We start from the raw sequence: 25,412 nt of genomic DNA, 5'->3' as shown, positions 1-25,412 counted from the left end.
CGGCGACCATGCGCACCTCGACGTCGCGGAACTTCGTGAGGTTCTCGAGGTACTGCGAGCTGATGTTGCCGGCGCCGATGACGCCGACGCCGACCACGCCCGTGCGGCCCGTGCTGCCCCCGCTCACGCGGTGACCCCGTCGGTGCCGTCGAGCTGCGTGGTGTCGTTCTCCTGCAGCCAGGCGAACGACTCGGCGATGCCGGCGAAGACGTCGCCCGAGTAGGCGTCGAACTCGACGACGCGCAGCGCGTGCGGCGCGGCCTCGAGGATGGCGCGGACGTCGACGTCGCCCTGGCCGGCCGGGGTCTGGTTCTCGAACGCGGCCTTGAGGGCGTCGGGCACGACGAGCGCGCTCTCGCTGCTGGGCAGGGCGGTGGCGATGTCGCCGCTGACCTTGCCGTCCTTGATATGGAGGAACTGCACGCGGTCGCCGAGCTGGCGGAGCAGCGCCGGGGTGTCCTGGCCGCCGACGGTGGCCCAGAAGGTGTCGAGCTCGAGGACGACCTCGGGCGAGAGCTGCTCGACGAACGAGTGGTAGATCGGGCGCCCGTCGACCTCGTTCGTGAACTCCCACTGGTGGTTGTGGTAGCCGAAGCGGAGGCCGTGCGAAGCCGCCTGGGCGGTGAGCTCGTTGACGCGCTCGGCGATGCGGGCGGCGTCGTCGGCGGTCTGCCAGCGGTCGCTCGGGATGAACGGGTCGATGACGGTCTCGAGGCCGATCTGCTCGGCGGCGGCGAAGATCTGCTCGGCGTCGTCAGAGTCGATGACGGCGGCGTGGCCGGAGGGCGCGGTGACGCCGGCGGCGCTGAGCGCGGCGGCGATCTCGGCGGGGCGCTCGGCGAAGCCGTAGGGCTCGACCTTCGTGAAGCCGATCTCGGCGAGGCGCGCGACGGCCCCGTTCAGGTCCTCCGCGACGGCGTCGCGCACGCTGTAGAGCTGGACGGACGGTGTGCTCATGGGGATGCTCCTTCGTATCCGGTGGTCTGCGGCGCGTCACGGTGCGGCGGCCCGTGCTCATTCTGCTACTTCTGTCGACCGACATGCAAAAGTCGTCGTCCGATCGGCAGGATGAGGAGGCGCAGGGCCGGCCCCCGAGGAGGCGCGGGTCGGGCCGGGCGCGGAGGCGCGGGTCGGGCCGGGCGCGGAGGCGCGGGTCGGGTCGACGGCGGGCCACGGAGCCGGGCGCGGCGGGACATGACCCGACCGGGGGCGAGACCGACCAGTCGACCGGGGCCGCGACTCCGAATCCCTGCCCATGACGACGACAGTCAGCGCGACCCGTGAGGCCGTCACCACCGCACCGGTCGACCGGGCCTTCGACATCGGCACTCCCCTGACGCCGGTGGGGTTCTACCCCCGGTCGGGTCCGCTGCCGGGCGTCGTCGCCGTGCACGACCAGACGGGCGGCTGGGGCACGCCCGGCCAGACGCGTCGGCTGCAGCTGTCGGACGGCGGCTCGGTCACCGAGACGATCGTCGAGGTCGACCCGCCCGGCACCGGGCCGGCCGACCGCGTCGGGGCGTTCACGTACGAGCTGAGCGACTTCCGCGGGCCGCTGCGGCTGCTCGTCCGCAGCGGGCGGGCGGAGTGGTGGTACAGCGCCGGCGGGGCGAGCGACGGGTCGACCCGCGGGCGCGGCACGCGCATCTCGTGGCGCTACACGTTCCGGGCGCGGCGGGGGGCCGGGCTCGTGGTGCGGCTGATCGTCGGGCTGCTCTGGGGGCCGTACATGGCGAGGGTGCTGCGCGGCATCGCGCACGAGCTCGACCGCCGCGTCTGAGGGCTCCCGGCGGCCCTTCGCAGGAGGGGCGGCCGTGACGACGGGCGAGTCCGAGCCGGACGGGCGCTCGTGACCGCCCGCCCGGGTCGCTCCCGCCCGCACTCCCGCCCTCACCGTCGGCACGGGGTGCCGATCGCAGCTCCCCGAGCCCGGCCCCGGCTCCGGCTCCGGCTCCGCGCCTCATCGCGCCGCCCGGGAACCACGGTCCAGGATCGCTGATCCACTCCGGAGTGGAACAGCAGACCCTTCGCATCTCGCACCCCCGCCCTGCTCCTCCACTCCAGAGTGGATCGAGCTTTCTCGGCCGGCCCCTCCGACCCTCACCCCACCCACCCCCAACCCCCGCACCCTCGAGCAGCGCAAGTTCCTGAAGTCGGCTTGACTTAATCCGAAGGGGGGCTTTAGCTCAGCTGTGCCCCTCCGATGGGGGAGGGGCGAGCCTACGAAGGAGTAGACATGCGATCACTGACGCACGGTGCCGGCCGCAGGGGCCGGGCACTCGGCGTGACGGCGGGAGGGGCGCTCGTCGCCTCGCTCGCCCTGGCCGCGACGCCGGCACCCGCCGCCCTCGCCGCCGACCCGGCTGCCGGCCCTGGAGCAGCAGCCGCTGCCCAGCCGACCCTCGAGTCCCGCTCGACCGAGATCATCACCGTCGACGGGCTGCAGTTCCGCGACCTCGACCGCAGCGGCGACCTCACGCCCTACGAGGACTGGCGGCTCACCGCCGACGAGCGCGCCTCCGACCTCGTCGCCCGCCTCGACCTCGACCAGCGCGCCGGGCTGCTGATGCACGCGAGCCTCACCGGCCGCGGCACGTACGACCGGGCCGCCTTCGACCCGCTGCTGCGCGACCGCCACATCTCGACCTACATCTCGCGCCTCAGCATCGGCGCGGGCGCCCTCGCCGAGCAGCACAACCAGCTTCAGGAGGCCGCCGAGGCGGAGCCCTTCGGCATCCCGCTCAAGATCAGCACCGACCCCCGCAACGGCTTCAGCGTCACCGAGGGCCAGACGGTCTCGAACGCCGACTTCACGCCCTTCCCCGACGCGATCGGCATGGGCGCCGTGGGCGACCCCGCCGCGACGCTCGCGATGGGCGAGATCATCGGCGACGAGTACCGCGCCGTCGGCATCACCGAGGCGCTCTCGCCCCAGGCCGACCTCAGCACCGAGCCGCGCTGGACCCGCCAGAACGGCACCTTCGGCTCCGTCGGCGAGACCGTCAAGGACCACGTCGGCGCCTACGTCGAGGGCCTCCAGGGCGGCACCGACGGCATCACCGACGAGGGCGTCGCCACGGTCGTCAAGCACTGGGTCGGCTACGGCGCCCAGGTCGACGGCTACGACAGCCACTACTACTACGGCCGCTACGCGGCCTTCCCCGGCGGCGACTTCGCCGAGCACGTCGTGCCCTACGAGGGCGCGTTCGACGTGGACGCGGCGGGCATCATGCCGACGTACTCGATCCTCAAGGACCTCGAGGTCGTCCCCGGCCAGGGCCCGATCGAGCAGGTCGGCGCCGGCCACAACGAGTTCCTGCTGCAGGACCTGCTGCGCGGCACGTACGGCTTCGACGGCGTCGTGACGAGCGACTGGGGCATCGCCAACGACTGCCCGCAGGCGTGCCTCGACAACCGTCCCCCCGCCTCCTTCGTGGGCCCCTGGGGCGCCGGCATGCCGTGGGGCGTCGAAGGCCTGAGCCTCCCGGCGCGCTACGCCAGCGCCATCAACGCGGGCGTCGACATCATCGGCGGCAGCGACAAGCCGCAGTACATCGTCGAGGCCGTCCAGACCGGGCTGCTCAGCGACGAGCGCGTCTCCGAGGCCGCCCAGCGCGTGCTCTCGCAGAAGTTCCAGCTGGGCCTCTTCGAGGACCCGTACGTCGACCCGGCCGCCGCCGACGAGATCGTCGGGAGCGCCGCCTCCCGCGCGGTCGCCCTCGACGACCAGGCCCGGTCGCTGACGCTGCTGTCGAACGACGTCGTGCCCGCGACCGGCGCCGCGGCCCTGCCGCTCGGCGACGCCGAGGGCACCGTCGCGCCCGGCACGACCGTCTACCTCTCCGGGGTCTCCGCCGAGGCCGCGACCGCGGCCGGCCTGACGCCCGTCGCGACCCCCGAGGAGGCGGACGTCGCCATCGTGCGCCTCACCGACCCGCGCGGAGGCGACGACCTCACCGACCTCGACTTCACCGGCACCGAGGCCGACTTCCAGGCCCTGCAGGCGGCGCACGCCGCCGGCGCCCTGACGATCGCCGTGCCGCAGCTGTCGCGCCCGCTCGTGCTGGGGAACGTCGTGGAGTCGAGCGACGCCGTCCTGGGCGCGTACGGCGTCTCGGACGAGGCGCTGCTCGCCGTGGTCACGGGAGCCGCCGAGCCCGAGGGGCGCCTGCCCTTCGAGCTGCCCTCGTCGATGGCCGAGGTCGACGCGCAGCTGCCCGACGTGCCGAACGACACGGCGACGCCGCTCTTCGCCTACGGCTTCGGCCTCAGCTACGGCGACGCGGGCGAGGAGCCCACGCCCGGCCCCGGCGAGCCCGGCACCCCCGGCACGCCCGGCGGCCCCGGCACGCCCGCTCCGTCGCCCTCGCCCGCGCCCGGCACGGGGACGACCGTCCCGGTGCCCGACGCGCAGCTGACCGACGCCGCCCGCGGCTCCGTGTCGGTGCCGGCGACGGCCCAGCGCGGCCAGCGCATCACGGTCGACCTCGGCGCCGCCGGGGCCGGGCGTGAGGTGGCGGTCTGGCTGCACTCGGAGCCCGTCGTGCTGGCCCGGGCCACGGCCTCGGTCGACGGGAGCGTGCAGGTGACCATCCCGGCCGGCACGACGCTCGGCACGCACCGCGTCGTGGTGCAGGCCGCCGACGGGTCGCTGTACGGCTGGGACGACCTCCGCGTCGTCTCGGGAGCGACCGCCGCCGACGGCACCCCGCTCGCCTTCACCGGCGGCGACGCCCTGCCCGGCATCGTCGGAGGAGCGCTGCTCGTGCTCCTCGGCCTCGCACTCGTCGTGATCCGCCGCCGCAGGGCTGCCGGAGGCGCGAGCTAGGTGCCCGGGGCCGCCTCGGCCCCAGCGCACCACCGCCGACGCCGGCCGCTGCCCTCGGGCACGGTCGGCGTCGGTCGTTCCTGGGGGAGAGGGGGGCCGCGGCGGCGGCTACGGCCCCGGCCCCGGCTCGGGCTCCGGCGCCGGCGCCGGCGCCGGCACCGAGAAGTACGGTCTGGAATCGCTGATCCACTCCAGAGTGGAGGACGACCCCCTCGCAGGACCCGACCGCCACCCGCTCCTCCACTCCAGAGTGGAGCGCCCTTCCTGGAAGTCGCTCCCGCGCGCGTCCCCACATCTCGTCGCGCTCCTCCACTCCGGAGTGGATCGGCCTTTCTGGACCGTCACTTCCTCGCAACCGGGGCGGGGCACCGTCACGACCCGCGACTCCCCCGTCCCGGCCGCGGAGCGCAGCGCACGCCACCCAGCGGCCAGCGGCCTGCGTCCAGCCCTCAGAGCGAGCGGCGCACCGCTGTGACGAGCAGCCCGAAGTCGTCGGTCATGTGCGACCGGGCGCCCGTCAGCTGCTGGAACTGCAGCCCGTCCATCACGGCCAGCAGCACGCGGGCGAGCCCGTCGAGGTCGTCGTCCGACCACGCACCGCCCTCCGTGCGCAGCGACCGGAGGTGCGCCGCGAGCGACGCCGAGATCCCGTCGTAGCGCTCGGCCATGCGGTCGCGCAGCGGGTGCCCGGGCGACACGCTCTCGCCGAGCAGCACCGAGAACAGCCGCGACCACCCCGGGTCAGAGGCGTTCAGCGCCACGAGCTGCTCGAGCGCCTCGAGGTGGTCCGACCTGCCGCGCCCGGCCTCGACGATCGAGCGGCCCCGCTCGCTGCCGTCGGCGAGGACGGCCTCGAGCACGTCCTCCTTCGTGGCGAAGTGGTAGAGCAGCCCGGCGTGGGTGACCTCGGCGCGGGCGGCGATCGCGGCCATCGTCGCTCCGCGGAAGCCGACCTCGGCGAAGACGGCGCGGGCCGCGTCGAGGATGTCCTTCCGACGGCGCACGCCGCGGCTGTTCGGCACGGGCCCGGGCGCGGTGGTCACGAGGCCACGGTAGGGGACACGCCCGTGCAGGCACTGCAGCTTCTCAGGAGGCTGGGGGCTACCTGCGAGCAAGCTGACAGCGCCTCCGACCTACTGTCGAGGAGCAGAACACCCGCCCTTCCCCGTCCGCGCGCCCGCACGGACGTCGACCCGCACCCTGCCCGAGACCCGCGGAGCACCCCGTGAACATCACCCTGACCACCTGGCTCATCACGATCGGCGTCACCATCGCCTTCTTCGTCTACGAGTTCTTCACCCACGTGCGCAAGCCGCACGAGCCCACGATCGGCGAGTCCGCCCGCTGGTCCGCCTTCTACATCGGCCTCGCGCTGCTGTTCGGCGTCGGCATCGGGTTCACGAGCGGCTGGGGCTACGGCGGCGAGTACTTCGCGGGCTACCTCACGGAGAAGGCGCTGTCGATCGACAACCTCTTCGTCTTCCTGCTGATCATGACCGGCTTCGCCGTGCCGCGCATCTACCAGCAGAAGGTGCTGATGATCGGCATCGTCATCGCCCTCATCATGCGCGCCGGCTTCATCGCCGCGGGCGCCGCGCTGATCGAGAACTTCTCCTGGGTCTTCTACATCTTCGGCGCCCTGCTCTTCGTGCTCGCGTACCAGCAGATCAAGGGCAGCCACGGGGGCAACGCGGCCGACAACGCCTTCGTCAAGATCGCCCGGCGGGTGCTGCCGGTGCACGACGAGTTCGTCGGCGACAAGTTCACGACCAAGATCGACGGCAAGCGCTTCGTCACGCCGCTGCTCCTCTGCGTCATCGCGATCGGCTTCGTCGACCTGGTCTTCGCGCTCGACTCGATCCCGGCCATCTACGGCCTGACCGAGGAGCCCTACATCGTCTTCACCGCGAACGCCTTCGCGCTGATGGGCCTCCGCCAGCTGTTCTTCCTCATCGGCGGCCTGCTCGAGCGCCTCGTCTACCTGTCGCAGGGCCTCGCGGTCATCCTCGCCTTCATCGGCCTCAAGCTCGTCTTCCACGCGCTGCACGTCAACGAGGTTCCCTTCATCAACGGCGGCGAGCCGCTGCTCTGGGTGCCCGAGATCCCGATCTGGTTCTCGCTGCTCTTCATCGGCCTGACGATCGCCGTCGCCACCGTGGCGAGCCTCGCCAAGACCCGCGGCGACGCGGAGAAGGCGAAGCGCGAGCGCGTCGAGGGCGAGCCCATCACCCACGCGCACGACGACCACGCCGACGGAGGCGCCGGCCGCCACTGACGTCGCGGCGGTGCGGCGCGGCACGGCGGCGCCGAGTGGTCGCTAACTGCTCGTCCCGGGCCCCGGGAGCAGCAGATCGTGACCACTCGACCCGAGACGCGCGGCACTGGGCGGCGCGGCGGCGGTGAGTGGTCACGAAGTGCTCGTCGGGGGCCCCGGGAGCAGCAGATCGCGACCACTCGGCCCCGACCGGCTCAGCCCAGCTCAGCTCAGCGCTTGCCGCGCCCCGCGATCACCGACGCCACGGCGAGCGCCGTCGCGGCGGCCGCCGTCGCGAGCAGGGTGACGACGGCGCCCGTGCGGGCGAGCTCCGACGTGCGGTCGACGGGCAGGCGCCCGGCGACGAAGTCGTCGACCAGCTGGCCGAGGGCCGCGCGGCACTCGCGCTCGGCGGTGGGGTCGTCGAGGCGCCAGCCGGCGAGGTCGGCCCCGCCGAGCACCATCAGGTCGCGGGCGTCGACGGCGCACCAGAGGTCGACCGGGCGACGACGGACGCCGGCCACCTGCACGCGTGACTGCCATCCGGCGACGCGACCCGCGCCTCCCGGCTGCTGGGCCGCGACGTAGCTGTGGGTGACGCGGACGNCCCGCCGTGGCGGGCGGCCGCGTCGTCGAGGCTCTCGCGCACCCGGTCGACGACGGCGGGGCGAGCGGGCTCGGACACGGAGGTGAGGTCTCGGTCAGATCGCATCACGCCATGGTGCGCCCTCTCGCCCGGGAGCGCCACCCCGGGGAGGCGCGGGCCGGGCCCCTCTTGGAGGCGCGGGCCGGGCAGGGAGGCGCGAGCCCGAGTCGTCGAGACACCTGCGCCGCGTATCATCGCCCCGGCCCGACCCCGACCCCGACCCCGGAGACCACCATGACCGACGCTCCCGTCGCCCGCCCCGCCGTGCTCTTCGTCTGCGTGCACAACGCCGGCCGCTCGCAGATGGCCGCCGGCTGGCTGCAGCACCTCGCGGGCGACCGCGTCGAGGTGCTCTCGGCCGGCAGCGAGCCGAAGGACCAGATCAACCCCGTCGCCGTCGCCGCCATGGCCGAGGTCGGGGTCGACATCGCCGGGGCGCAGCCGAGGGTGCTGACGACGGAGGCGGTGCGCGACAGCGACGTCGTGGTCACGATGGGCTGCGGCGACGCGTGCCCGGTCTTCCCGGGCAAGCGCTACGAGGACTGGGAGCTCACCGACCCGGCCGGCCGCGGCCTCGACGAGGTGCGTCCGATCCGCGACGACATCCGTCGACGGGTCGAGCGGCTCGTCGCGGAGATCGCCCCCGCCTGACCCGCCACCCGCCCCGCGCGCCGAGTGGTCACGATCTGCTCCTCCCGAGCCCCGGGAGCAGCAGTTCGTGACCACCCGGCGCCGCCGGGCGCCGGCTCACCAGGCGGCGAGCGCCGCCACGACGTGCTGCACCGCACGCCGCCAGCTGCGCTCGAGGTCGACCGGCAGCGCGAACGCGCCGCTCGTCTCGAGCGACACGAACCCGTGCAGCGCCGCGCGGAGGAACCGGGTCGCGTCCACCGCGTCGTCGCCGTCGAGACCGTAACCGCCGAGGGCGGTGTAGACAACGCTGGTGGCGCGCTCCGAGACGGCGAGGTCGTCGGCGTCGCCCTCGCGGGGCGCCCGGACGGTCAGCCGGTACTGCCCCGGGTGCGTCAGCGCCCACCGGCGGTACGCGTCGGCGAGGGCCGCGACGGCGTCGTCGCCCGACCGGCCGACCACCGCGTCGCGCAGGGCGTCGGCGAGGGCGCCCTTGGCGAGCAGCACGAGTCCGCGGTGCAGCCCGGGCAGGCCGTCGACGTGCTTGTAGAGCGAGGGCGCGCGCACCCCGAGGCTGTCGGCCACGACCGCGAGGCTGAGGGAGTCGCCCGGTCGCTGGTCGAGGAGCTCGCCCGCCCGCTCCACCACGACCGCGCCGTCGAGCCCTGCCCTAGGCACGCGAGCCCTGGCTGCCCTTGTCCGCGGCGCCGTCGGCCGCGGCGCCGTCGGCCGCGGCGGCGGCAGGACCGCCCGCGGTCGGGAGCCCGCGCAGGAAGGCGACGACCGCCTCCGTCGTGATCTCGGGCTGCTGCACGTGCGGGTAGTGGCCGGCGTCGGGCACCATGACGGCCCGGCCGTGGAGGGCGTCGGCGATCCAGCGGGCCTCGGCGGCCTGGTCGCGGAAGTCCGGGTCCTTCTCGCCCATGACGACGAGCGTGGGGGCGGTGACCGCGGCGAGCGCCGCCTCGGCGGGGGCGTGGTCGGTGCGGGTCGTGAGGCTGAAGGCGCGGGCGTGGGCGTGGCGGCGCATGCTGGCGAGGGCGCGGGCCTTCTCGGCGGCGAAGTCGGCGGGCTTGGCGCCCGAGTAGAGGGTGGGGAGGTAGGCGCCCCACGTCGTGGCGACCCAGGGGCGGGCCATCATGACGCGGAAGAGCGCCGTGACGACGCCGCTCACCGGGGGGTTGCGTACGAACGGCCCGACGAGCACGAGGCCGCGCACGAGCTCGGGGTGCTCCGCCGCGACGATCACCGCGGAGCCGGCCGACATCGAGTTGCCGACCACCACGGCGGGCTCGCCGAGCTCGCGGATCAGCGCCTCGACGTCGCCGGCGGTGTCGACGTCGCCGTAGCTGCGGAAGCCGGCGTCGCTCTCGCCGTGGCCGCGCAGGTCGGTGGTGACGACCGTGTGCCCGGCCGCGACGAGGGCCGGGGCGAGGAAGCGGTACGTCGAGCGGAGCTCGCCCATGCCGGGCACGAGCACGACGAGCGGGCCGTGGCCCTGCACGTCGTAGGCGATCGATCCCTCGCCGAGGCGGTCGAGGCGGCGGGTCTCCGTGGTCTGCGTCATCATGTGGCTAACCTACGTAGCCATTTGGCTAATGTCAATAGCCAGTCTCGAGGAGGCGCGGTGCGGGTCGGCGGGAGGCGCGGTGCGGGTCGACCGGGAGGCGCGGCCCGGGCCCCGGCATGGCCACCGGACGCCCGGGCTGTGAACCTGCCGGGCAGACAGGCCCCGCGACTCCGCCCGGCCTAGCGTCCAGGGCAGTCGACGTTCGTCGGCACCCACTTCACGAAGGAGACGTCATGTCGCTCGGAGACAAGGCAAAGGACGCAGTTCAGAAGGTCGCCGGACACGCCGAGGAGGCCGTCGGCAAGAAGACCGACGACGCCGAGCTCACGCACCAGGGCCAGAAGGACCAGGCCATGAGCGAGGCCCGCATGGAGACCGAGAAGGCCAAGGACGCGACGGACCACTAGTCCCGCTCCCCCGGTGCTCACGCACCGGATGCCCGGAGGGCCCGGCGTCGTCGCAGACGCCGGGCCCTCCGTCGTGCCGGGCGCGCTGCGCGTGCCGGGCGTCCCGTCGAGTGGTCACGATCTGCGCTCCCGCGCCCCCGGGAGCAGCACGTCGTGACCACTCGGCCCTGCGGGGCCGGGCCTCTCCCCGCCTGCTGACCCGCGACTCCTACCCGCGGTCGCCCTGCGGGGAGCCGGGCCGTGACGCCCACAGCTGCACCGCGAGCCCGACGGCGATGAAGCCGAGCATCAGCCCGCCCATCGCGACCGCGGTGCCGCCGAGGGCGCCGGCGAGCGGGGTGGCCGCGCCGCCGAGGCCGAACTGCAGCCCGCCGACCAGGGCCGCGGCCGTGCCGGGGGCGCGGTGCCCGAGCGCCTGCGTCAGCGTGATCGAGCCCGGGATCACCCAGCCCCACCCCGCCGTCACGAGCGCGAGCGCCGGCCAGATCAGTGCCGGCCCGGCCCCCGACACGGCTCCGACGAGCACGAGCGCCGACCCGACGGTGCAGGTGGCGAGACCGATCGTGAAGAGGCGGTCCTCGGCGAAGCGGCCGACGAGGCGGCGGAAGACGAGGGTCGACGCGATCATGCACGACGCGTTCGAGGCGAAGACGAGCGTGTAGAGCCCCTCGCTGAACCCGTACTGCTGCTGGAAGACGAACGACGACGTCGAGATGTACGAGAAGAAGCCGATCGTCGCGGCACAGCCGGTGACGAGGTACCAGCGGAAGCGCGGGATCCCGAGCAGCCCGCCCATGCGGCGCAGCGAGGCGCCGAGCGAGGCTCCGCCGGGGGGAGGCGCGGTGAGGGTCTCCGGCAGCTGTCGCCACGCCGCGACGGTCAGCCCGGTGCCCAGCACGGCGAGCAGCGCGAACGTGGCGCGCCACGACCCCGCGGCGAGCACGAGCCCGCCGATGAGCGGGGCGACGACGGGCCCGACCGAGTTGATCGCGGCGAGGGTGGCGAAGAGGCGGCTGCGGGCGACGCCGGTGGTCGAGTCGCCGACCATGGCGCGGGCGGCGACGCTGCCGGCGGCGCCGCCGAGGCCCTGCACGACGCGGGCGAGCACGAGGGTCGTCGAGTCGGGGGCCAGGGCGCAGGCGAGGGAGGCGACGGCGAAGAGGGCGGTCCCGGCGAGGAGGACGCGCCTCCGGCCGGATCCGTCGCTGAGCGGCCCGACGACGATCTGGCCGACGGCGAACGCGACGAGGAAGGCGGTGAGGCTGAGCTGCACCTGCGCCGTCGAGGCGTCGAGGTCGGCTGCGATCGCCGGGAGGCCGGGGATGTACATGTCGGTCGCGAAGGGCGAGATGCCGACGATGAGGCCGATGGTGAGGACGGCGCCGCGGCGGGGCGCCCAGCGCGGGGCGGGGTCGCCGGCGGGGTCGCGTGGGTCGCCGGGTTCGCCGGGGCCCGGGTCGCCGGGGCGGGTGACGTCGTCGTCGCTCATCCGGGCCCACCGTAGTCGGGGCGGGCGCCTCCTGCCCCGCCGCGCACCGACCCGAGAGGCACCACGTCGTCGCACGCGAACCACGCCGCGGCCTGGTTCGTCGGCGAAGACGTGGTTCCTCGAGCGGGCTCGGCTGCCGCACGCCGCGCACGGCAGGAGACGGCACCGTCCACATCCGCCGATCCACTCCGGAGTGGAGGAGCGGATCTGGACCGCCCCTCGCAGGCACGTCAGGCCGCGTCACCCTGCGCCACGATGCGCCACGCCCCCTCGCGACCCGATCTGGCCCGGCCCTCGCCGCCTCCCGCGCCTCCCGCGCCCCCGCACCTCCCGCGCCTCCCGCGCCCCCGCACCTCCCGCGCCTCCCGCCCCTCCCTCGCCACCCCCGCGTTTCCCGCCCCTCCCTCGCAGCCCCCCGCGTCTCCCGCCCCTCCCTCGCCGCCTCCCGCCCCTCCCTCGTCGCCCCCGCCGTACACCCCGTCCTCGCACACGAACCCCGCCGCGGCGGGGTGCCCGGGCGAGAACGGGGTGCCCGGCTCGAGAGGCACCACGTCCTCGCACGCGAACCACGCCGCGGCCTGGTTCGCGTGCGAGGACGTGGTTCTCCTGCGCGGGCCGACCCGCGACTCCCGCCGGCCAGCAGGTGCAGGTGCAGGTGCAGCGGCGAGGAGGGGGGACGCACGCTCCCTGCCGCCGTCCGGGCGGGAGGCGCAGGATCGACGGAGGCGCCGAGCGAGTCGGCGCCGCAGACGAGAGGAAGACCCATGGCGTTCGGAGCAGGAGAAGTGGTGCACGTGGTGCTGGTCGAGTGGGCGGAGTCCGCCGGGGCAGACACCGCCGAGCAGGCGAGCGCGCGGTCGACCGAGAAGCTGACGTCGATCGACGGCGTGCTCTCGGTGACGAGCGGCCCGAACATCGGCGACGAGGACCTGCAGGGCGGGTTCGACTGGATGCTCGCGGTGCACTTCCGCGACAAGGCGGCCCTCGACGGCTACCTGCCCGACCCGCAGCACGTCGAGGTCGCGACGTTCCTGCAGGAGTCCGCGGCCCGCATCGTCGTCTTCGACGTCGCCGCGTAGCCCGAGGCCCCGAGGAGGCGCGGGTCGAGACCCGGGCTAGGCTCGCGCCGTGCAGCCGGTCGCCCCGCCTCCCGGCCCCGCGCACCCGCAGGCCCCAGCCCCGGCGCCTCACCACCGCGCCGCCCGGCTCCTCCGCTGGCTCTGGATCGCGGGCTTCGCCGTCGGCACCACGACGCACGTGGCCGATCTGGTCGTCGGGGGCGCCGACGCCTACGCCGACTTCCACCCCGCTCTCCGGGCCTTCTGGGTCTCGCTCACACTGTGGGACCCGCTCGTCATCGTGCTGCTGCTGCTCCGGCGACGTGCGGGGGTCGTGCTCGGGCTGGTCGTGATCCTCGCCGACATCGCCATGAACTGGTCGGTGATCGCGGTGGTCGGCGGCATCCCGGGGTGGGGCGCGGTGGACCAGACGGCGTTCGCTGTCCTGCTGCTGGCCAGCGCCCGCCCGCTCGCCCGCTGGTTCGCGCACGACCGGCCGACCCCGGGGCCCGACCGGCACCGCGACTCCTGACCTGACCCCGCCCCGCGCCGCCCCGCCCCCAGCGAGGCCGCCGGCCGGCCGGGGCCGCACGTCACCTCACGCCGCGCGGCGCAGCGCCCGGTGCGCGACCCCGGCGACGACCGCGCCGACGAGCGGGGCGACGACGAACGCCCACACCTGGCCGAGTGCGTCCGGCCCCGCGAAGACCGCGGCGGCGATCGAGCGGGCGGGGTTCACCGAGGTGTTGCTGACCGGGATGCTCACGAGGTGGATCAGCGTGAGCGTGAGGCCGATCGCGAGCGGCGCGAGGGCCGCGTACTCCTTCTTGGCGGTGACCGAGAGGATGACGCCGACGAACACGGCCGTCAGCACGACCTCGATCAGCAGCACCGCGCCGAGGCCGAAGCCGCCGGGCGAGAGCTCGCCCCAGCCGTTCGAGGCGAAGCCCGACTCGCGGGCCGCGGCGAACGCGCCGGCGGGTCCGTCGGCCACGACCCCGGCGACGACGGCCGCGCCGCCGACTCCGCCGACGATCTGCGCGACGACGTAGCCGGGCACGTGGCGCCACTCGGTGCGCCCCGCGACGGCGGCGCCGACCGTGACGGCCGGGTTGAAGTGCCCGCCCGAGATGTGGCCGACGGCGTAGATGCCGCCCATCAGGCTGAGTCCGAAGGCGAGAGCGACGCCGAGGAACCCCACGCCCAGCGCGTTGCCGTCGTCGGGGAACGACGACGCGAGCACGGCCGTGCCCACCCCGCCGAGCACGAGCAGGAAGGCGCCGAACGCCTCCGACGCGTACCGCGCCCCGCTCGACCAGGTCTCGGCGTGCTGCGTGCGCTGCTCGGAGGTGGATCGGCTGACGGGCTTCGGGTTCTGGTCCTGGCGTGCCATGGGGTGCTGCTTCCTGTGTTCGGGGGTCGGGTGGGGTGGAACGGGTGGAGGTCAGGGGGAGGCGCGGGTCGCCGGTCGCGGAGCAGCCGCGCGCTAGTCGCGCGCAGCCCCGCCGTCGCGGTCGCCGTCGCGGTCGCGGTCGCGGTCGCCGTCGCGGTCGCGGTCGCGGTCGCCGTCGCGGTCGCCGCCGTCGCGCTCCGCCCCGCGGCGTCCGCCGAGCTCGGCGATCGTGTCCCTCGGCACCGGCGGCACGCCGCGGCTGACCGCGGAGACCCCGACGCGGACGACGATCGCCGACACGACGGCGAACGCCCCGAAGGCGATGAGCGTCGCGGCCCAGAGCGGCAGCGCGACGGCGATCGCGGTGACGACGGCGGCCGCGAGCAGCCCGACGGTCACGACGGCGAGCACGGCGCCGACGCCCACGAGCACGAGGCCGGTGCGGGCGCTGCGGGCGCGGTCGGCGACCTCTCTCCCGGCCTTGCCGATCTCGGTGCGGACGGCGCGGACGATCGGCTCGATCGCCCGGCTGCTCAGCTGGTCGCGCAGGCGCGGGGCCTCGCGGGTGTCGTCGTCGGACATGGGTTCCTCCGGGGTCGCGGCCCTGCTCGCCCGCCCTCCCCTCAGGAGGCGCGGTGCAGGACTCCCCTACATGACGCGTCCCGCTCACCACCGGTCACGCGCCTCCGGCCCCCTCCCAGCTTCGGCCGCCCCGGCACTCGTCACCCGGCCAGCGCGACCGCGCATCGCCGGAAACGAGACCGCACCGGTCACCCTCGCACTGGGGGTGACGACACCGTGAGAAAAGCTTAGATTCGGCGGACCGGTGCCGATCAGGGGCACCCTGTTGCGAAGGAGCAACACATGCGTTCTGTCCTGCGTTCGCGGACCGCGGCGATCGGCGTCACCGCCGGCCTCGTCCTCGGCTCGTCCGTCCTCCTGGCCTCACCAGCCTCCGCCGCTCCGGGCGACGCCACGGCCCTCGGCGCCGGCGTCGCGCTGACCGGCACCGTCCCCGGCCTCGTCGCCCTCGACGCGACGGCGGCCGTCGGCCTCGTCACCGCCGGCACGGGCGGCGCGCCCGGGGCCTTCGACAGCCAGGGGTCGACCCTCGCGACGGTCCAGGGCGGGGAGGTGACCGTGGGCGCGGTCAGCACCCGCGCCTCCAGCACGACCACCGGCTCGTCGGCGTCGTCCGACGTGGCGGGCGCGGCGGTGTCGCTCCTGGGGATCGACGTGCTCACGGCCGACGCCGTCACGGCCGACGTGACCTGCCCCGTCGGCGGCGGCGGCACGACCGCGGACGCCGGCCTGGTCGGCCTCGCCCTCTTCGGCACCGCGGCGACCCTCGACGCGACCACCCCGACCGTCTCGGCGAGCGCCGCGCTGGCGGGCGACCTGCTCGGTGCGACGCTGACCGTCGACGTCAGCCGCGTCGAGCAGGCCCGGTTCGGCAGCGCGACCGCCACGTCGATCGTCGCTGCCCTCACCCTCAGCGGCACCGTCGGTGACACGCAGATCGTCGACGTGCCGCTCGGCACGGTCACCCTCGCCTCGGCGGCGTGCGAGTCGCCGACCGCGGGTGCGGCCGCGCAGATCACGGCGACGGGCATCACGCCGGTCGTCGGCCCGACGAGCGGCGGCCAGGTCGTCACGATCACGGGCACCGGCTTCACGCCCGACACGACCGTGACGTTCGGCACGCTGCCGGCGACCGCCGTCACTGTCGCTGCCGACGGGGCCTCCCTCACGGCGACGACCCCCGCCTCCCCCGCGGGCCCCGTGACCGTCACGGTCACCGAGCCGACGGCGGGCACCGCCGAGCTGGCGTACACGTACGTCGCGCCGGCGATCACGGCGATCGACCCGGCGCAGGGACCGGCCGTCGGGGGCACGACGGTGACCCTGACGGGCACCGGCCTCGACACGACCACGGGCGTCACGTTCGACGGCACCCCCGGCACGGTCGTCTCGGTCTCGCCCGACGGCACGCAGGTCGTGGTGACCAGCCCGGCCGGCACCGGCGTCGCCGAGGTCGTCCTCACCGCCCCCGCGGGAGTGACGACGACCGCGCCGAGCCCCTTCGTCTACGTGAGCCCCGGCGGCCCCGCCGTCGTCTCGATCGCGCCGACGGCCGGCCCCACGGCGGGCGGCCAGACGGTGGTCGTCTCGGGCACCGGCCTCGCCGGCGTGACCGACGTGACCTTCGGCGGAGTCGCGGCGACGATCGTCGGGACCCCCACCGACACGCGCGTCACGGTGGTGACCCCGGCGGGGGTCGCGGGCCCGGTCGACGTCGTCCTGGACGGCGCTGACGGGGCCGCGGTGCTCGAGGACGGCTACACGTACCTCGCGGAGCCCGGAGCGGCCTCGGTCGACCCCGGCTCGGGCTCGACGACGGGCGGCGACACCGTCACGGTGATCGGCGGCCCGTTCGTGCCCGGAGCGACGACGGTGACGATCTGCGGGGTCACGATCCCGGCCACCGCGGTCACGGTCTCCGCTGACGGCACCCGCCTGACGTTCGTCACCCCGGCCTGCGTGGCCGGGGCCACGACGATCGTGGTGACGACGGCGGGAGGCGCGTCCGACGCGCTGCCGTTCACCTACGTCGCGCCCGCCGCCATCGTCCCGGCCGGGGGCGACCGCGTCGTTCCCCGCCCCGTCGGCAGCACCCGCGCCTCCGGCCTGGCCTACACGGGCTCGGACGGCACCGGCGGCGTGCTGCTGGGCTCGGCGCTGATGCTGACGCTCGGCACGGCGCTGCTGGTCGGCGCCCGCCGCCGGGCCGCGCGCGACGGCGGCGCCGAGTGACGGCGGCGCCGTGACCGCGGCGCGCTGACCGCGCTGCACCGACCTGCCGGGCGGGCAGGGGCCTCGGCCCCGTGAGCCCCGCCCGGCGCACGACCGGAGGGCCTCGCTGCATCAGCGGGGCCCTCTAGGTGTGCGGCGGCGGATCGCGCGGACCGACCGCCGGAGCGTCCCTAGAATCAGCGCATGCCTTTCGACGAGTGGTACGACGACGCCACGAAGGAGGCCGCGACCGCGCGGGTCCTCCAGCGCAGGATGACCAACCCGGGCGACCGCAACGTGCTCACGGTGGTCTCCGACGAGTTCAGCGTGCCCCGGCAGACCCTGGCCGACTGGGTCGAGGAGGCGTCGCCCGAGTCCGCGGCCGCGCCCAAGAAGCCGCGCCCCAAGTTCTCGCAGGTCGTCCGCACGTCGAAGCCGGCCCCGGCCCTCGAGGAGGCGCCCCCCGCGGACGAGGACGCTACGGACGACGAGGCGGTCGCCGACGAGGCGGACGCCGCGGCGGCGGAGCCGACCTACGTGGAAGAGCCGATCGCTGAGGAGTCGGTGGTGACGGAGGACGACGCCGAGCCGACGCCCGCGACGGAGGACACGGACGAGCCCGAGCTCGAGCCGGAGCCCGAGACCGATCTGGACCCGGCGGACGACGAGCTGGACCAGGACGACGCCGAGGACGAGGACGACCTCGACGCCGCCCCCGACGCCGAGCCGGGACGCGACCCGCACCCCGCCTCCCCCGCTCCCTTCTCCCCCGAGCCCGCTCCCGCCGGCCGTGCCGCCGCCCTCGAGGCCGAGGCCGCCGCGCTCCGGGCCGACGTGAAGGCGCTCGTCGCCGCGCTGCGCATCCTGCTCGAGGCCTGATGGAGGTCACCGAGCTGCTCGCGGTGCTCATGACCGCGCTGCTCGTGATCGCGGCCGCGACGCTCGTCGGGCCGCGCCTGAGGGTCGCCGCTCCGCTGCTGCTCGTGGCGATCGGGGTGGGCGCGAGCTTCCTGCCCGCGTTCGCGGCGGTCGAGATCGACCCCGAGCTGATCCTCGCCGGGGTGCTGCCGCCGCTGCTCTACTCGTCGGCGGTGTCGATGCCGGCGATGAACTTCCGGCGCGAGTTCGGGGCGATCAGCGGCCTGTCGGTCGTGCTGGTGGTGGCGAGCGCCCTCGTGCTCGGCGTCTTCTTCATGCTGGTGCTGCCCGACCTCGGCTTCGCGTGGGGCGTGGCGCTCGGGGCGGTGATCAGCCCGACCGACGCGGTCGCGACGTCGATCGTGCGGCAGACGTCGGTGTCGAAGCGGGTGGTCGCCATGCTCGACGGCGAGAGCCTGCTCAACGACGCGACCGCGCTGGTGCTGCTGCGGACGGCGATCGTGGCGACCGCCGCCTCCTTCTCGGTCTGGGGCGCCGTCGGCACGTTCGCGTACTCGGTCGTCGTGGCCCTGGTGATCGGGCTCGTCGTCGGGGCGGCGAACCTGGCGCTGCGGCGGAGGGTGACCGACTCGACCGTCAACACGGTGATCTCGTTCGCGGTGCCCTTCGTGGCGTCGCTGCCGGCGAGCGCCGTCGGGGCCTCCGGGCTCGTGGCGGCGGTGGTCGCGGGCCTGGTGACCGGGGTGCGGGCCCCGCGGGAGCTGTCGCCGCAGAACCGCCTCTCCGACTCGCAGAACTGGCGGACGGTCGAGCTGGTGCTCGAGGGTGCGGTGTTCCTGACGATGGGCCTGCAGATCCGGTCGATCGTGGTCGACGTGCAGGAGGACCACGCCGGGGTGGCGCCGGCGCTGCTGATCGCGGTGGGCGCGCTGGTGCTGACGATCGTGGTGCGGGCGGCGTACGTGGCGCCGCTGCTGCGGGTGCTGTCGGCGAGGGCGCGGCACGCCGAGGCGATGCAGCCGCGGGTGCAGAGCATGCACGAGCAGATCCGCACCGAGGGGGCCGTCGGGCCCTTCGCCGAGATGAACCGGCGTGGTCGCTCCGGCCCGTCGCAGCTCGCCGCCGAGGCCGGGCCTGAGGGAGTCGCGGTGCCCGCCCCCGCGGAGGTCGCGTCGCCGTCCCCCTCCCCCCGTCTCGGCTCCGGAGGCTCCCGCACGGCCCCGCCCCGCGCCTCCCGCACCCGGTCGCGGCGCACGTCGTCGCCGCGGCGCGCGTCCTCGCGCACCCCCTCGCAGCGCACCCTCGACCAGTTCACGAGGCGGGTGACGCAGGGCCTGGCCGACATCGAGTACTTCCTGAGGCAGCCGCTCGGCTGGCGGGACGGGACGGCGGTCGTCTGGGCGGGGATGCGCGGTGCGGTGACGGTCGCCGCGGCGCAGACGCTGCCGGAGGACACGCCGCAACGCCCGGTGCTGGTGCTGATCGCGTTCGCGGTGGCGGCGCTGTCGCTGCTGGTGCAGGGCGGGACGGTCGGTCCGTTGCTGAAGCGGCTGTCGCCGCCGGTCGACGAGGCGGAGCTGCACGAGCGCAACGAGTCGGAGCGGACGAGGATCTTCGAGCTGATGCGCGCGAGCGGCGACGCCGTGCCGGCCCCCGAGGCGCCGGTGCTCGAGCGCTCGAAGGAGGCGTTCGACGCGTCGGTGGCGCACACGCTCGCGATGCTGGCGGCGCAGCGGTCGGCCTTGCTCGACGCTCGCGACAACGGCCTCTTCGACGCCGACGTGCTGGCCGACGCGCTCGCGAACCTCGACGCCTCGGAGATCGCGATCGTGCTGCGCGGGCGGCTCGCGGAGTGATCGCGGACCTTCCTGACCACTCGCCGAGGCACGAACCACTAGGTTGACGGCCCTCATCCTGACGAGGCGAGGAATCGGTATTGACATTCCGGCAGATGGTCCTAGGCTGCTCGCACCGAGCACCTTCCACCTCAGGAGCGAGCACCATGCGCTGGATCTTCTACGTCGTCGCCGCCGCGGCCTTGATCGCCTCATCGGCCTGGCTCGCTGCCTCGCCGGACGACACGAAGTGGATGCCGGCCCTCGCCTCCGCCCTGGTGGTGTTCAGCGGAGCAGTCGGCACCCTGGCGTTCCGCCGCCGCCACTCCGCGTCCGCAGGGAGCACCGACTCCGGCACGCAGTAGTACGCCGCGTGCCGCTCGCCGCCGCGGGTGCACTCGATCGGGACGTCCTCGCCGCGGACGGTGAGGGTCTGGTCATGGAGACCGCTGCCGTGGCGCCCCGTCGAGTACAGGAAGGTGAGGACGTGGCTGCCGTCGGCCGAGGTGCACTGCCAGGGGCGCTGCAGCCGCCAGCCGTCGGTGCGGACGCACTCCTCCAGGGGCCGCGTCACGAGGTCGTCGTCGACGTACGACCAGGCGCCGGGGGCCGAGCGCTCCTCCCGTCGGGCCGAACAGCATCGACCTCGCAGGCCGGTCGCCGACCCCCGAACAGGCGTTCCGTACTGAGCGGAATTGTTCAGTACAGTGAGCTTCGTTCACGAGCGATGGAGATCAGGGCATGGCACGACGACGCGGGATCCTCGCGGAGATGCAGCACCAACAGCGCCTCTCGCAGGCACGCGCCAACGCGGCGGCACGGGCACAGACCCAGGCCCGCGCTCAGGCACAGCGCGCCAGAGCCGCGCAGGAGCGAGCGAACGCCGCCGCCGACCGCGCCAGCGAGGCCGAGCGCAAGCGGTACGAGCGCGAAGCCAAGGCGGCCTACGTCGAACTGCGGTCGGCAGAGGTCGACGAGCTCAACGAGGACCTGGCGCTGGAGTACGCCGAGATCGACGGGCTCCTCGCCGCCACCCTCGAGGTGGACGACTTCGTCGACCTCGAGAGCCTGAAGGTCCGAGTTGAGCACCCGCCCTTCCCCCGTTGGGACCTCGAGACACCTCTCGTCCCACCGCTGCCGACGCCGGTCCCCCCGGCCCCGGTCTACGTCGAGCCTCCTGTGCCCACCGGCATGTTCGGCAAGAAGAAGAAGTTCGACGAGGCGCAGCAGAGGGCGCAGGCCGAGTTCGCGCAGGCCTGGAGCCAGTGGGAGGCGTACCGGGACTGGATCCCGGGCCGCGACGCCGAAGCCGCTCGCGAGCACGCGGAGCTCGAGGCCGGTCGAGTCCAGCTGCTCGCGGTCGAGCGCGAGCGCTACGAAGCGTCGTGCCGCTTCCGTGAGTCCAAGGCGTCCGGGCAGAACTCCTCGATCGACGACCTGATCGCCGGCCTCGCCTACGGCGCCGTCGACGCGGTCAAGGAGTACGTCGGCATCGTGCTCGCCAACTCCGTCTACCCCGACTCGTTCCCGGTCGAGCACGAGGCCGAGTTCGACCCGGAGACCGCGGAGCTGCGGCTGCGCGTGACGGTGCCGGCGCCCGAGGCCCTGCGCACCATCAAGGCTTTCCGGTACGTCAAGGCGAGCGACGAGATCACGGAGACCCAACTCACCCAGACGGCGGCGAAGGAGCGCTACGCCGGGGCCCTCCACCAGGTGGCCCTGCGGTCGCTCCACGAGATCTTCGAGGCTGACCGCCGGGGCATCATCCAGACCATCTCGGCCGAGATCGGCCCGGAGACCAACGACCCGGCGACCGGTCGCCCGGCGTTCATCCCCCTGATCGCCGTCGCGGCCCCTCGCGAGAACTTCATGGAGATCGACCTCAGCGGCGTCGTCCCGCTCGCGACGCTCCAGCACCTCGGCGCGGCCGTCGCGAAGAACCCGTCCGCGCTCGTGGCCGTCGACGGCTCCGGCGTCCGTCGGTCATGACGGTCGGAGAACGACGCTTCAACCCACCGCCCGGCTGGCCTCCTGTCCCTTCGGGGTGGAAGCCCCCGGCCGGATGGACGCCTCCAGCCGACTGGCCTCCCGTGCCCGGTGGCTGGCAGCTGTGGATCGAGGAGGGCGGAGCGGCGCCGGCCGTGGTGCCACCTGCACCGCCTCGCGCGCCGGCGCCCACCGTGCCCGCCTCGTCTGGCCACGGCGCATCTCAACAGCATGCCGCGAGCACGTCCGGTGTCGGTTCTCTCGACGGTCGACCCGACGCTGAGGCTCGCGCTCACCAGCTCGAGGCCGAGAACGTCGTCCTCCGGCGCCAGTTGAAGATGATGGAGCAGGTGACGCGCTCTAGCTCACCGGCGCCTCCGCCCGCTCCGGCACCTGCCGCTCCTCCTGCTCCGGCTGCGGTGGTCGTCTCCGACGCAGTCGAGCTGAACGACGCGCAGGTGCTGCAGGAAGTCGGCATCTACCGCTACCACCACCCCCTGGAGGACGCGGCCGCGTACCTGCCGAGGCTCAAGGACGTCGAGGCTCGGTACGCCGCCCTGGTCCGCGAGGGCCACGCGATCGAGAAGTCCAACCTCTTCTCGTTCGACAACTCGCTCGCCAAGGGTCGCAAGATGACCGACGACCTGTCCAAGCTCATGCTGCGCGCCTACAACGCGGAGGCGGAGAACAGCATCCGCACCCTGAAGCTCGGCAACGTGCACACCGCCAAGAAGCGCCTCGAGGCATCTCGTGACGCCATCGCCAAGCTCGGCGTGATGATGGCGATGTTCATCAGCGACAGCTACCACGCGCTGCGTCTCGAGGAGATCGAGCTGACCGCGGACTGGCTGATGAAGAAGCAGGAGGAGAAGGAGGAGCAGCGCGAGGAGCGCGCCCGTCTCCGCGAGGAGGCGCGGGTCGAGAAGGAGCTCAAAGAACAGAGGGCGCAGCTCGACAAGGAGCGCACGCTCCTCATGCAGACGATCGCGCAGCTCCAGGCGACCGGGACGCCGGACGGGGATCTCGAGTCGCGGCTCGCGGCGATCGACCAGGCCATCGTCGACAACGACTACCGCGCCGCCAACATCCGGGCGGGCTACGTCTACGTCATCTCCAACCGTGGAGCGTTCGGTGAGGGCGTCGTGAAGATCGGTCTCACGCGACGACTGGAGCCGACCGACCGTGTCCACGAGCTCGGCGGGGCCTCCGTCCCGTTCCGCTTCGACATCCACACCATCTACTTCTCCGAGGACGCCGTCACGCTCGAGACCGAGCTGCACCGGCACTTCGCCGGGCGGGCCCTCAACCAGGCGAACAGCCGCAAGGAGTTCTTCTTCGCGACGCCAGGGGAAGTACGGGACGTCCTCGCGAGCAAGGTCGGCAACCTCCTGGAGTTCAAGGACTCCGCCGACGCGACCGAGTTCTTCCAGTCCGTCGGGCGCTGGCCCGAGACTCACCGGACCGGAGCGGTCACCGCCTAGGAAGCCCGGGAAGGCACCTCCACGCAAGGGCGAACGAGTGCCACGAGTGCGCCCGGAGCCGATCATGAGACGATCCCGCCCCCGCCGACACTACGAGTCATGAGGAACACACAGGGGGCTGCGCCACCCAGCGCCGACAGGGCGCGCCTCGCAGCTGCGCGCAGCGGCGATCGCGAGGCGTTCGGCCGGATCTACGACGACCACGTCCGCCCGGTCTACCGGTACGCGTTCCGCATCGTGCGGAACACGGCCGATGCGGAGGACATCACCCAGGAGGCGTTCGCGCTGGCCTGGAAGAAGCGCGACGACCTGCAGATCCTCGACACGTCGATGCTGCCCTGGCTGCTGGTCGTGACCCGCAACCTCAGCCTCGCCAGGTCGAGGCAGCGATCACGGACCATGGCCCTGCTCGATGACGCGTCGGACCAGGCCCGAGGCCCCGAGGCCTCCGCGATCGACCGTGAGCTGGCCCGGTCGATCCAGGACGCCGTCGAGCTGCTCACCCCCGTCGACCAGGAGCTCTACCGCCTCTGCGTCGTCGAGGAGCTGAGCTACCAGCAGGCCGCCGAGTCGCTGGGCGCGACGCACGGCGCCGTCCGGAACCGTCTCAGCCGCCTCCGCCAGGCACTCCGAAGCACCCTGACACCGCACACCGAAGGACTCCGATGACCACGACCCTCGGCCCCACCGACGAGCAGATCACCACCATGCGCCGCAGCGTCCTGGACGGCATCCCCGTCGCGACCCTCGAGGCGGAGAGAGGTGCGGCGCGAGCACGGCGTCAGCGCCGCAGTCCCGTCTACGCCGCGGTGGTGACGGCCGTCGTCGCCGCGGTCGTCGTCGGGAGCATCGTCCTCCCCCGCGCCGGCGACGAGGCACAGGCCGCCACCCTGCTGCGGGAGGCGGCGGCACTGACGGTCACCGCCTCCGATCCTGTGGTCGCACCTGGTCAGTTCCTCCGCACGACGACCGAGGCCGTCTACGCCACCGTCGGGCAGAACAGGGCCGGCGACATGGTCACGTACCTCGTGCCGTCGACGTCGACCGTGTACGAGCCGGGCGACCCCGCCGCCGAGTGGACCCTCGTCCGAGAAGACCACGAGCCCACGACCTTCTACGGCGACGACGCGGAACAGGTCGCGGAGGAGAACCGGGTCGAGAGCCCGGAGACGAACGGCACGTGGCGAGCGCGCGACGGCGCCTTCTACGGCACGCCCGCCGCGGACCCGGCGACGGCCGACCTGCCGCGCGACCCGCAGGAGCTCTACGACCACCTGGTGGCGAGCTACGACGGCGGGTCGAACAGCCGCGACGAGGCCACCTGGGTCGCGATCACGGACCTCCTCCGGACGGGCACGGCACCGGCGGACCTGCGGTCAGCGCTCTACGGGGCGGCGGCGCTCGTGCCCGGCATCGAGATCGTCGACGAGCACGTGACGATCGACGGCGTGACGGGGGTCGCCCTCGGTCGGGAGGAGCCGACGAGGTCCGAGCGCCAGGACATCGTCATCGACCCAAGCACCGGCGAGCTGATCGGCGAGCGCGTCGTGCAGCTCGAGGCGGCCTACGGCGCGCCGGCCGGCACCGTCACCGCCCAGACCTCGGTGACGAGGACGGTCGTCGACCGAGCGCCCTGACCGGCGATCGCCCAGGGCGCAGGCGGCGCGGGTCAGGTGACCAGCGCCTCCCTGGCCCCCGGCCCAGCAGTAGGTTCGCCTCATGAAGCTCCTCGCAGGGATCACGGCGGCGCTCCTCCTCGCCCTGGGCCTGCTGGTGCTCGCGGTGAGGGCCGACCCCGACGTGCCGCTCACCCTCACGGCCGCCGAGACGGACATCCCGTGGTGCAGCACGGACGAGCCGGTCATCGTGGTCGACCTCTCGACCGACGCCCTGCCCACCTGTGCGCCGCACGGCGTCGAGATGCGCTTCCCCGACGGAGCCGTGATCGACCTGCCCGACGAGCCCGGCACCGGCGCCCGCTCCGTCGGGGTGCAGGACCTCGAAGGTGCTGCGGTAGCTGTTGTTGCGGCCGGCGGGTGCACAGCCGATGCTGTCACCGTTGAGGAGCAGGTCCACTTCGTCGGCATTGCAGTAGACCTCCACGGTTGTCGGAGAGCCGCCGTGCACATCCCAGGTCCAAGGACTCTCGCTGGTCCAATGGTG

At 74.0% G+C, this 25,412-nt stretch carries 23 protein-coding genes and 1 pseudogene; 14 read left to right on the top strand and 10 right to left on the bottom strand.

The annotated features are described in order from the left end of the window. Positions 1–127: pseudogene (locus tag ASF82_RS16245) on the bottom strand (gfo/Idh/MocA family oxidoreductase); the annotation flags it as partial. After that, complete coding sequence (locus tag ASF82_RS14165; RefSeq protein ID WP_056058308.1) at positions 124–957, bottom strand: sugar phosphate isomerase/epimerase; 834 nt, start codon at positions 955–957, stop codon at positions 124–126. The pseudogene ASF82_RS16245 and the gene ASF82_RS14165, both read right to left, overlap by 4 nt. A 298-nt stretch (positions 958–1,255) precedes the next feature. Here ASF82_RS14165 and ASF82_RS14160 point away from each other — a divergent pair, with 298 nt between their 5' ends. Next, positions 1,256–1,780, top strand: a complete 525-nt coding sequence (locus ASF82_RS14160; RefSeq protein WP_056058303.1) for a hypothetical protein — start codon at positions 1,256–1,258, stop codon at positions 1,778–1,780. Positions 1,781–2,236: 456 nt separating this feature from the next. After that, positions 2,237–4,828, top strand: coding sequence for a glycoside hydrolase family 3 protein (locus tag ASF82_RS14155; RefSeq protein ID WP_156370163.1), 2,592 nt, complete (start codon positions 2,237–2,239; stop codon positions 4,826–4,828). Between the two features lie 449 nt (positions 4,829–5,277). Here ASF82_RS14155 and ASF82_RS14150 read toward each other — a convergent pair whose 3' ends face one another. Further along, positions 5,278–5,871 (bottom strand): TetR/AcrR family transcriptional regulator, encoded by a 594-nt coding sequence (locus tag ASF82_RS14150; RefSeq protein WP_056058295.1) that lies wholly within the window; start codon positions 5,869–5,871, stop codon positions 5,278–5,280. A 182-nt stretch (positions 5,872–6,053) separates the two neighbouring features. On the opposite strand from ASF82_RS14150, the gene ASF82_RS14145 reads away from it, so the two are divergent. Both ASF82_RS14145 and ASF82_RS14135 read left to right on the top strand, forming a co-directional pair. Next, a complete protein-coding gene (locus ASF82_RS14145; protein WP_056058291.1) occupies positions 6,054–7,103 on the top strand; it encodes a TerC family protein in 1,050 nt (349 codons plus the stop codon). Between the two features lie 859 nt (positions 7,104–7,962). Next, the gene (locus tag ASF82_RS14135; protein WP_056058283.1) at positions 7,963–8,379 is read left to right on the top strand and encodes an arsenate reductase ArsC; all 417 of its coding nucleotides are present in this window, start codon (positions 7,963–7,965) and stop codon (positions 8,377–8,379) included. 96 nt (positions 8,380–8,475) lie between these two features. Here ASF82_RS14135 and ASF82_RS14130 read toward each other — a convergent pair whose 3' ends face one another. After that, positions 8,476–9,036, bottom strand: coding sequence for a TetR/AcrR family transcriptional regulator (locus ASF82_RS14130; RefSeq protein WP_056058278.1), 561 nt, complete (start codon positions 9,034–9,036; stop codon positions 8,476–8,478). Further along, positions 9,029–9,928, bottom strand: coding sequence for an alpha/beta fold hydrolase (locus ASF82_RS14125; RefSeq protein ID WP_082514661.1), 900 nt, complete (start codon positions 9,926–9,928; stop codon positions 9,029–9,031). The genes ASF82_RS14130 and ASF82_RS14125 overlap by 8 nt, the downstream gene beginning before the upstream one ends. A 233-nt stretch (positions 9,929–10,161) precedes the next feature. On the opposite strand from ASF82_RS14125, the gene ASF82_RS15650 reads away from it, so the two are divergent. Then, positions 10,162–10,335: a CsbD family protein gene (locus ASF82_RS15650; protein ID WP_156370161.1), complete on the top strand. Its 174-nt coding sequence runs from the start codon at positions 10,162–10,164 to the stop codon at positions 10,333–10,335. Positions 10,336–10,543: 208 nt separating this feature from the next. Here the strand turns inward: ASF82_RS15650 and ASF82_RS14120 are convergent, their stop codons facing one another. Next, on the bottom strand, positions 10,544–11,824 hold the full coding sequence (locus ASF82_RS14120; protein ID WP_056058274.1) for a multidrug effflux MFS transporter: 1,281 nt from the start codon (positions 11,822–11,824) through the stop codon (positions 10,544–10,546). Between the two features lie 764 nt (positions 11,825–12,588). Here ASF82_RS14120 and ASF82_RS14110 point away from each other — a divergent pair. Both ASF82_RS14110 and ASF82_RS14105 read left to right on the top strand, forming a co-directional pair. After that, complete coding sequence (locus tag ASF82_RS14110; protein ID WP_082514660.1) at positions 12,589–12,903, top strand: Dabb family protein; 315 nt, start codon at positions 12,589–12,591, stop codon at positions 12,901–12,903. 49 nt (positions 12,904–12,952) lie between these two features. Continuing rightward, entirely contained in the window at positions 12,953–13,414 is a 462-nt protein-coding gene (locus tag ASF82_RS14105) for a hypothetical protein (protein ID WP_056058265.1), read from the top strand. A gap of 66 nt (positions 13,415–13,480) precedes the next feature. On the opposite strand, the gene aqpZ is transcribed toward ASF82_RS14105, so the two are convergent. Further along, positions 13,481–14,275, bottom strand: coding sequence for an aquaporin Z (gene aqpZ, locus ASF82_RS14100; protein ID WP_082514659.1), 795 nt, complete (start codon positions 14,273–14,275; stop codon positions 13,481–13,483). A 93-nt stretch (positions 14,276–14,368) separates the two neighbouring features. Beyond that, complete coding sequence (locus ASF82_RS14095) at positions 14,369–14,857, bottom strand: phage holin family protein (RefSeq protein WP_082514658.1); 489 nt, start codon at positions 14,855–14,857, stop codon at positions 14,369–14,371. A gap of 282 nt (positions 14,858–15,139) precedes the next feature. On the opposite strand from ASF82_RS14095, the gene ASF82_RS14090 reads away from it, so the two are divergent. The 3 genes from ASF82_RS14090 (at position 15,140) to ASF82_RS14080 (ending at position 19,803) form a co-directional block, all read left to right on the top strand. After that, entirely contained in the window at positions 15,140–17,089 is a 1,950-nt protein-coding gene (locus ASF82_RS14090) for an S-layer family protein (RefSeq protein WP_056058263.1), read from the top strand. A 183-nt stretch (positions 17,090–17,272) separates the two neighbouring features. Next, positions 17,273–17,947 carry a hypothetical protein gene (locus tag ASF82_RS14085; RefSeq protein ID WP_056058261.1) on the top strand — a complete coding sequence of 225 codons (675 nt, stop codon included), beginning with the start codon at positions 17,273–17,275 and terminating at the stop codon, positions 17,945–17,947. Then, positions 17,947–19,803 carry a sodium:proton antiporter gene (locus ASF82_RS14080; protein ID WP_056058258.1) on the top strand — a complete coding sequence of 619 codons (1,857 nt, stop codon included), beginning with the start codon at positions 17,947–17,949 and terminating at the stop codon, positions 19,801–19,803. The genes ASF82_RS14085 and ASF82_RS14080 overlap by 1 nt, the downstream gene beginning before the upstream one ends. Before the next feature lie 160 nt (positions 19,804–19,963). Here the strand turns inward: ASF82_RS14080 and ASF82_RS14075 are convergent, their stop codons facing one another. Then, a complete protein-coding gene (locus ASF82_RS14075) occupies positions 19,964–20,356 on the bottom strand; it encodes a hypothetical protein (RefSeq protein ID WP_056058256.1) in 393 nt (130 codons plus the stop codon). A gap of 167 nt (positions 20,357–20,523) precedes the next feature. Between ASF82_RS14075 and ASF82_RS14070 the strand changes: the two genes are divergently transcribed. The 4 genes from ASF82_RS14070 to ASF82_RS14055 all read left to right on the top strand — a co-directional run bounded on the left by ASF82_RS14070 (position 20,524) and on the right by ASF82_RS14055 (position 24,886). After that, the gene (locus ASF82_RS14070) at positions 20,524–21,771 is read left to right on the top strand and encodes a hypothetical protein (protein WP_200932005.1); all 1,248 of its coding nucleotides are present in this window, start codon (positions 20,524–20,526) and stop codon (positions 21,769–21,771) included. A 347-nt stretch (positions 21,772–22,118) separates the two neighbouring features. Next, complete coding sequence (locus ASF82_RS14065; protein WP_235491296.1) at positions 22,119–23,249, top strand: DUF4041 domain-containing protein; 1,131 nt, start codon at positions 22,119–22,121, stop codon at positions 23,247–23,249. A gap of 99 nt (positions 23,250–23,348) precedes the next feature. Then, positions 23,349–23,918, top strand: coding sequence for an RNA polymerase sigma factor (locus tag ASF82_RS14060; protein WP_056058248.1), 570 nt, complete (start codon positions 23,349–23,351; stop codon positions 23,916–23,918). After that, complete coding sequence (locus tag ASF82_RS14055) at positions 23,915–24,886, top strand: CU044_5270 family protein (RefSeq protein WP_056058245.1); 972 nt, start codon at positions 23,915–23,917, stop codon at positions 24,884–24,886. Before ASF82_RS14060 ends, ASF82_RS14055 begins: the two co-directional genes overlap by 4 nt. Here the strand turns inward: ASF82_RS14055 and ASF82_RS16380 are convergent. Continuing rightward, positions 24,837–25,325, bottom strand: a complete 489-nt coding sequence (locus ASF82_RS16380) for a hypothetical protein (RefSeq protein WP_369814286.1) — start codon at positions 25,323–25,325, stop codon at positions 24,837–24,839. The two genes, ASF82_RS14055 and ASF82_RS16380, sit on opposite strands and share 50 nt — an antisense overlap. Positions 25,326–25,412 lie beyond the last annotated feature (87 nt).

Source organism: Frigoribacterium sp. Leaf164, assembly GCF_001423665.1.
GTDB lineage: Bacteria > Actinomycetota > Actinomycetes > Actinomycetales > Microbacteriaceae > Frigoribacterium > Frigoribacterium endophyticum.
Note: the sequence above shows the minus strand (reverse complement) of the source record. Positions and strands in the feature narration are given on the sequence as shown.

Coding starts and splice junctions, on each gene's coding strand:
- ASF82_RS14165 (WP_056058308.1), bottom strand. CDS start 957: ATGAGCACACCGTCCGTCCAGCTCTACAGCGTGCGCGACGCCGTCGCG.
- ASF82_RS14160 (WP_056058303.1), top strand. CDS start 1,256: ATGACGACGACAGTCAGCGCGACCCGTGAGGCCGTCACCACCGCACCG.
- ASF82_RS14155 (WP_156370163.1), top strand. CDS start 2,237: ATGCGATCACTGACGCACGGTGCCGGCCGCAGGGGCCGGGCACTCGGC.
- ASF82_RS14135 (WP_056058283.1), top strand. CDS start 7,963: ATGACCGACGCTCCCGTCGCCCGCCCCGCCGTGCTCTTCGTCTGCGTG.
- ASF82_RS14125 (WP_082514661.1), bottom strand. CDS start 9,928: ATGATGACGCAGACCACGGAGACCCGCCGCCTCGACCGCCTCGGCGAG.
- ASF82_RS15650 (WP_156370161.1), top strand. CDS start 10,162: ATGTCGCTCGGAGACAAGGCAAAGGACGCAGTTCAGAAGGTCGCCGGA.
- ASF82_RS14120 (WP_056058274.1), bottom strand. CDS start 11,824: ATGAGCGACGACGACGTCACCCGCCCCGGCGACCCGGGCCCCGGCGAA.
- ASF82_RS14110 (WP_082514660.1), top strand. CDS start 12,589: ATGGCGTTCGGAGCAGGAGAAGTGGTGCACGTGGTGCTGGTCGAGTGG.
- aqpZ (WP_082514659.1), bottom strand. CDS start 14,275: ATGGCACGCCAGGACCAGAACCCGAAGCCCGTCAGCCGATCCACCTCC.
- ASF82_RS14095 (WP_082514658.1), bottom strand. CDS start 14,857: ATGTCCGACGACGACACCCGCGAGGCCCCGCGCCTGCGCGACCAGCTG.
- ASF82_RS14090 (WP_056058263.1), top strand. CDS start 15,140: ATGCGTTCTGTCCTGCGTTCGCGGACCGCGGCGATCGGCGTCACCGCC.
- ASF82_RS14085 (WP_056058261.1), top strand. CDS start 17,273: ATGCCTTTCGACGAGTGGTACGACGACGCCACGAAGGAGGCCGCGACC.
- ASF82_RS14080 (WP_056058258.1), top strand. CDS start 17,947: ATGGAGGTCACCGAGCTGCTCGCGGTGCTCATGACCGCGCTGCTCGTG.
- ASF82_RS14070 (WP_200932005.1), top strand. CDS start 20,524: ATGGCACGACGACGCGGGATCCTCGCGGAGATGCAGCACCAACAGCGC.
- ASF82_RS14060 (WP_056058248.1), top strand. CDS start 23,349: ATGAGGAACACACAGGGGGCTGCGCCACCCAGCGCCGACAGGGCGCGC.
- ASF82_RS14055 (WP_056058245.1), top strand. CDS start 23,915: ATGACCACGACCCTCGGCCCCACCGACGAGCAGATCACCACCATGCGC.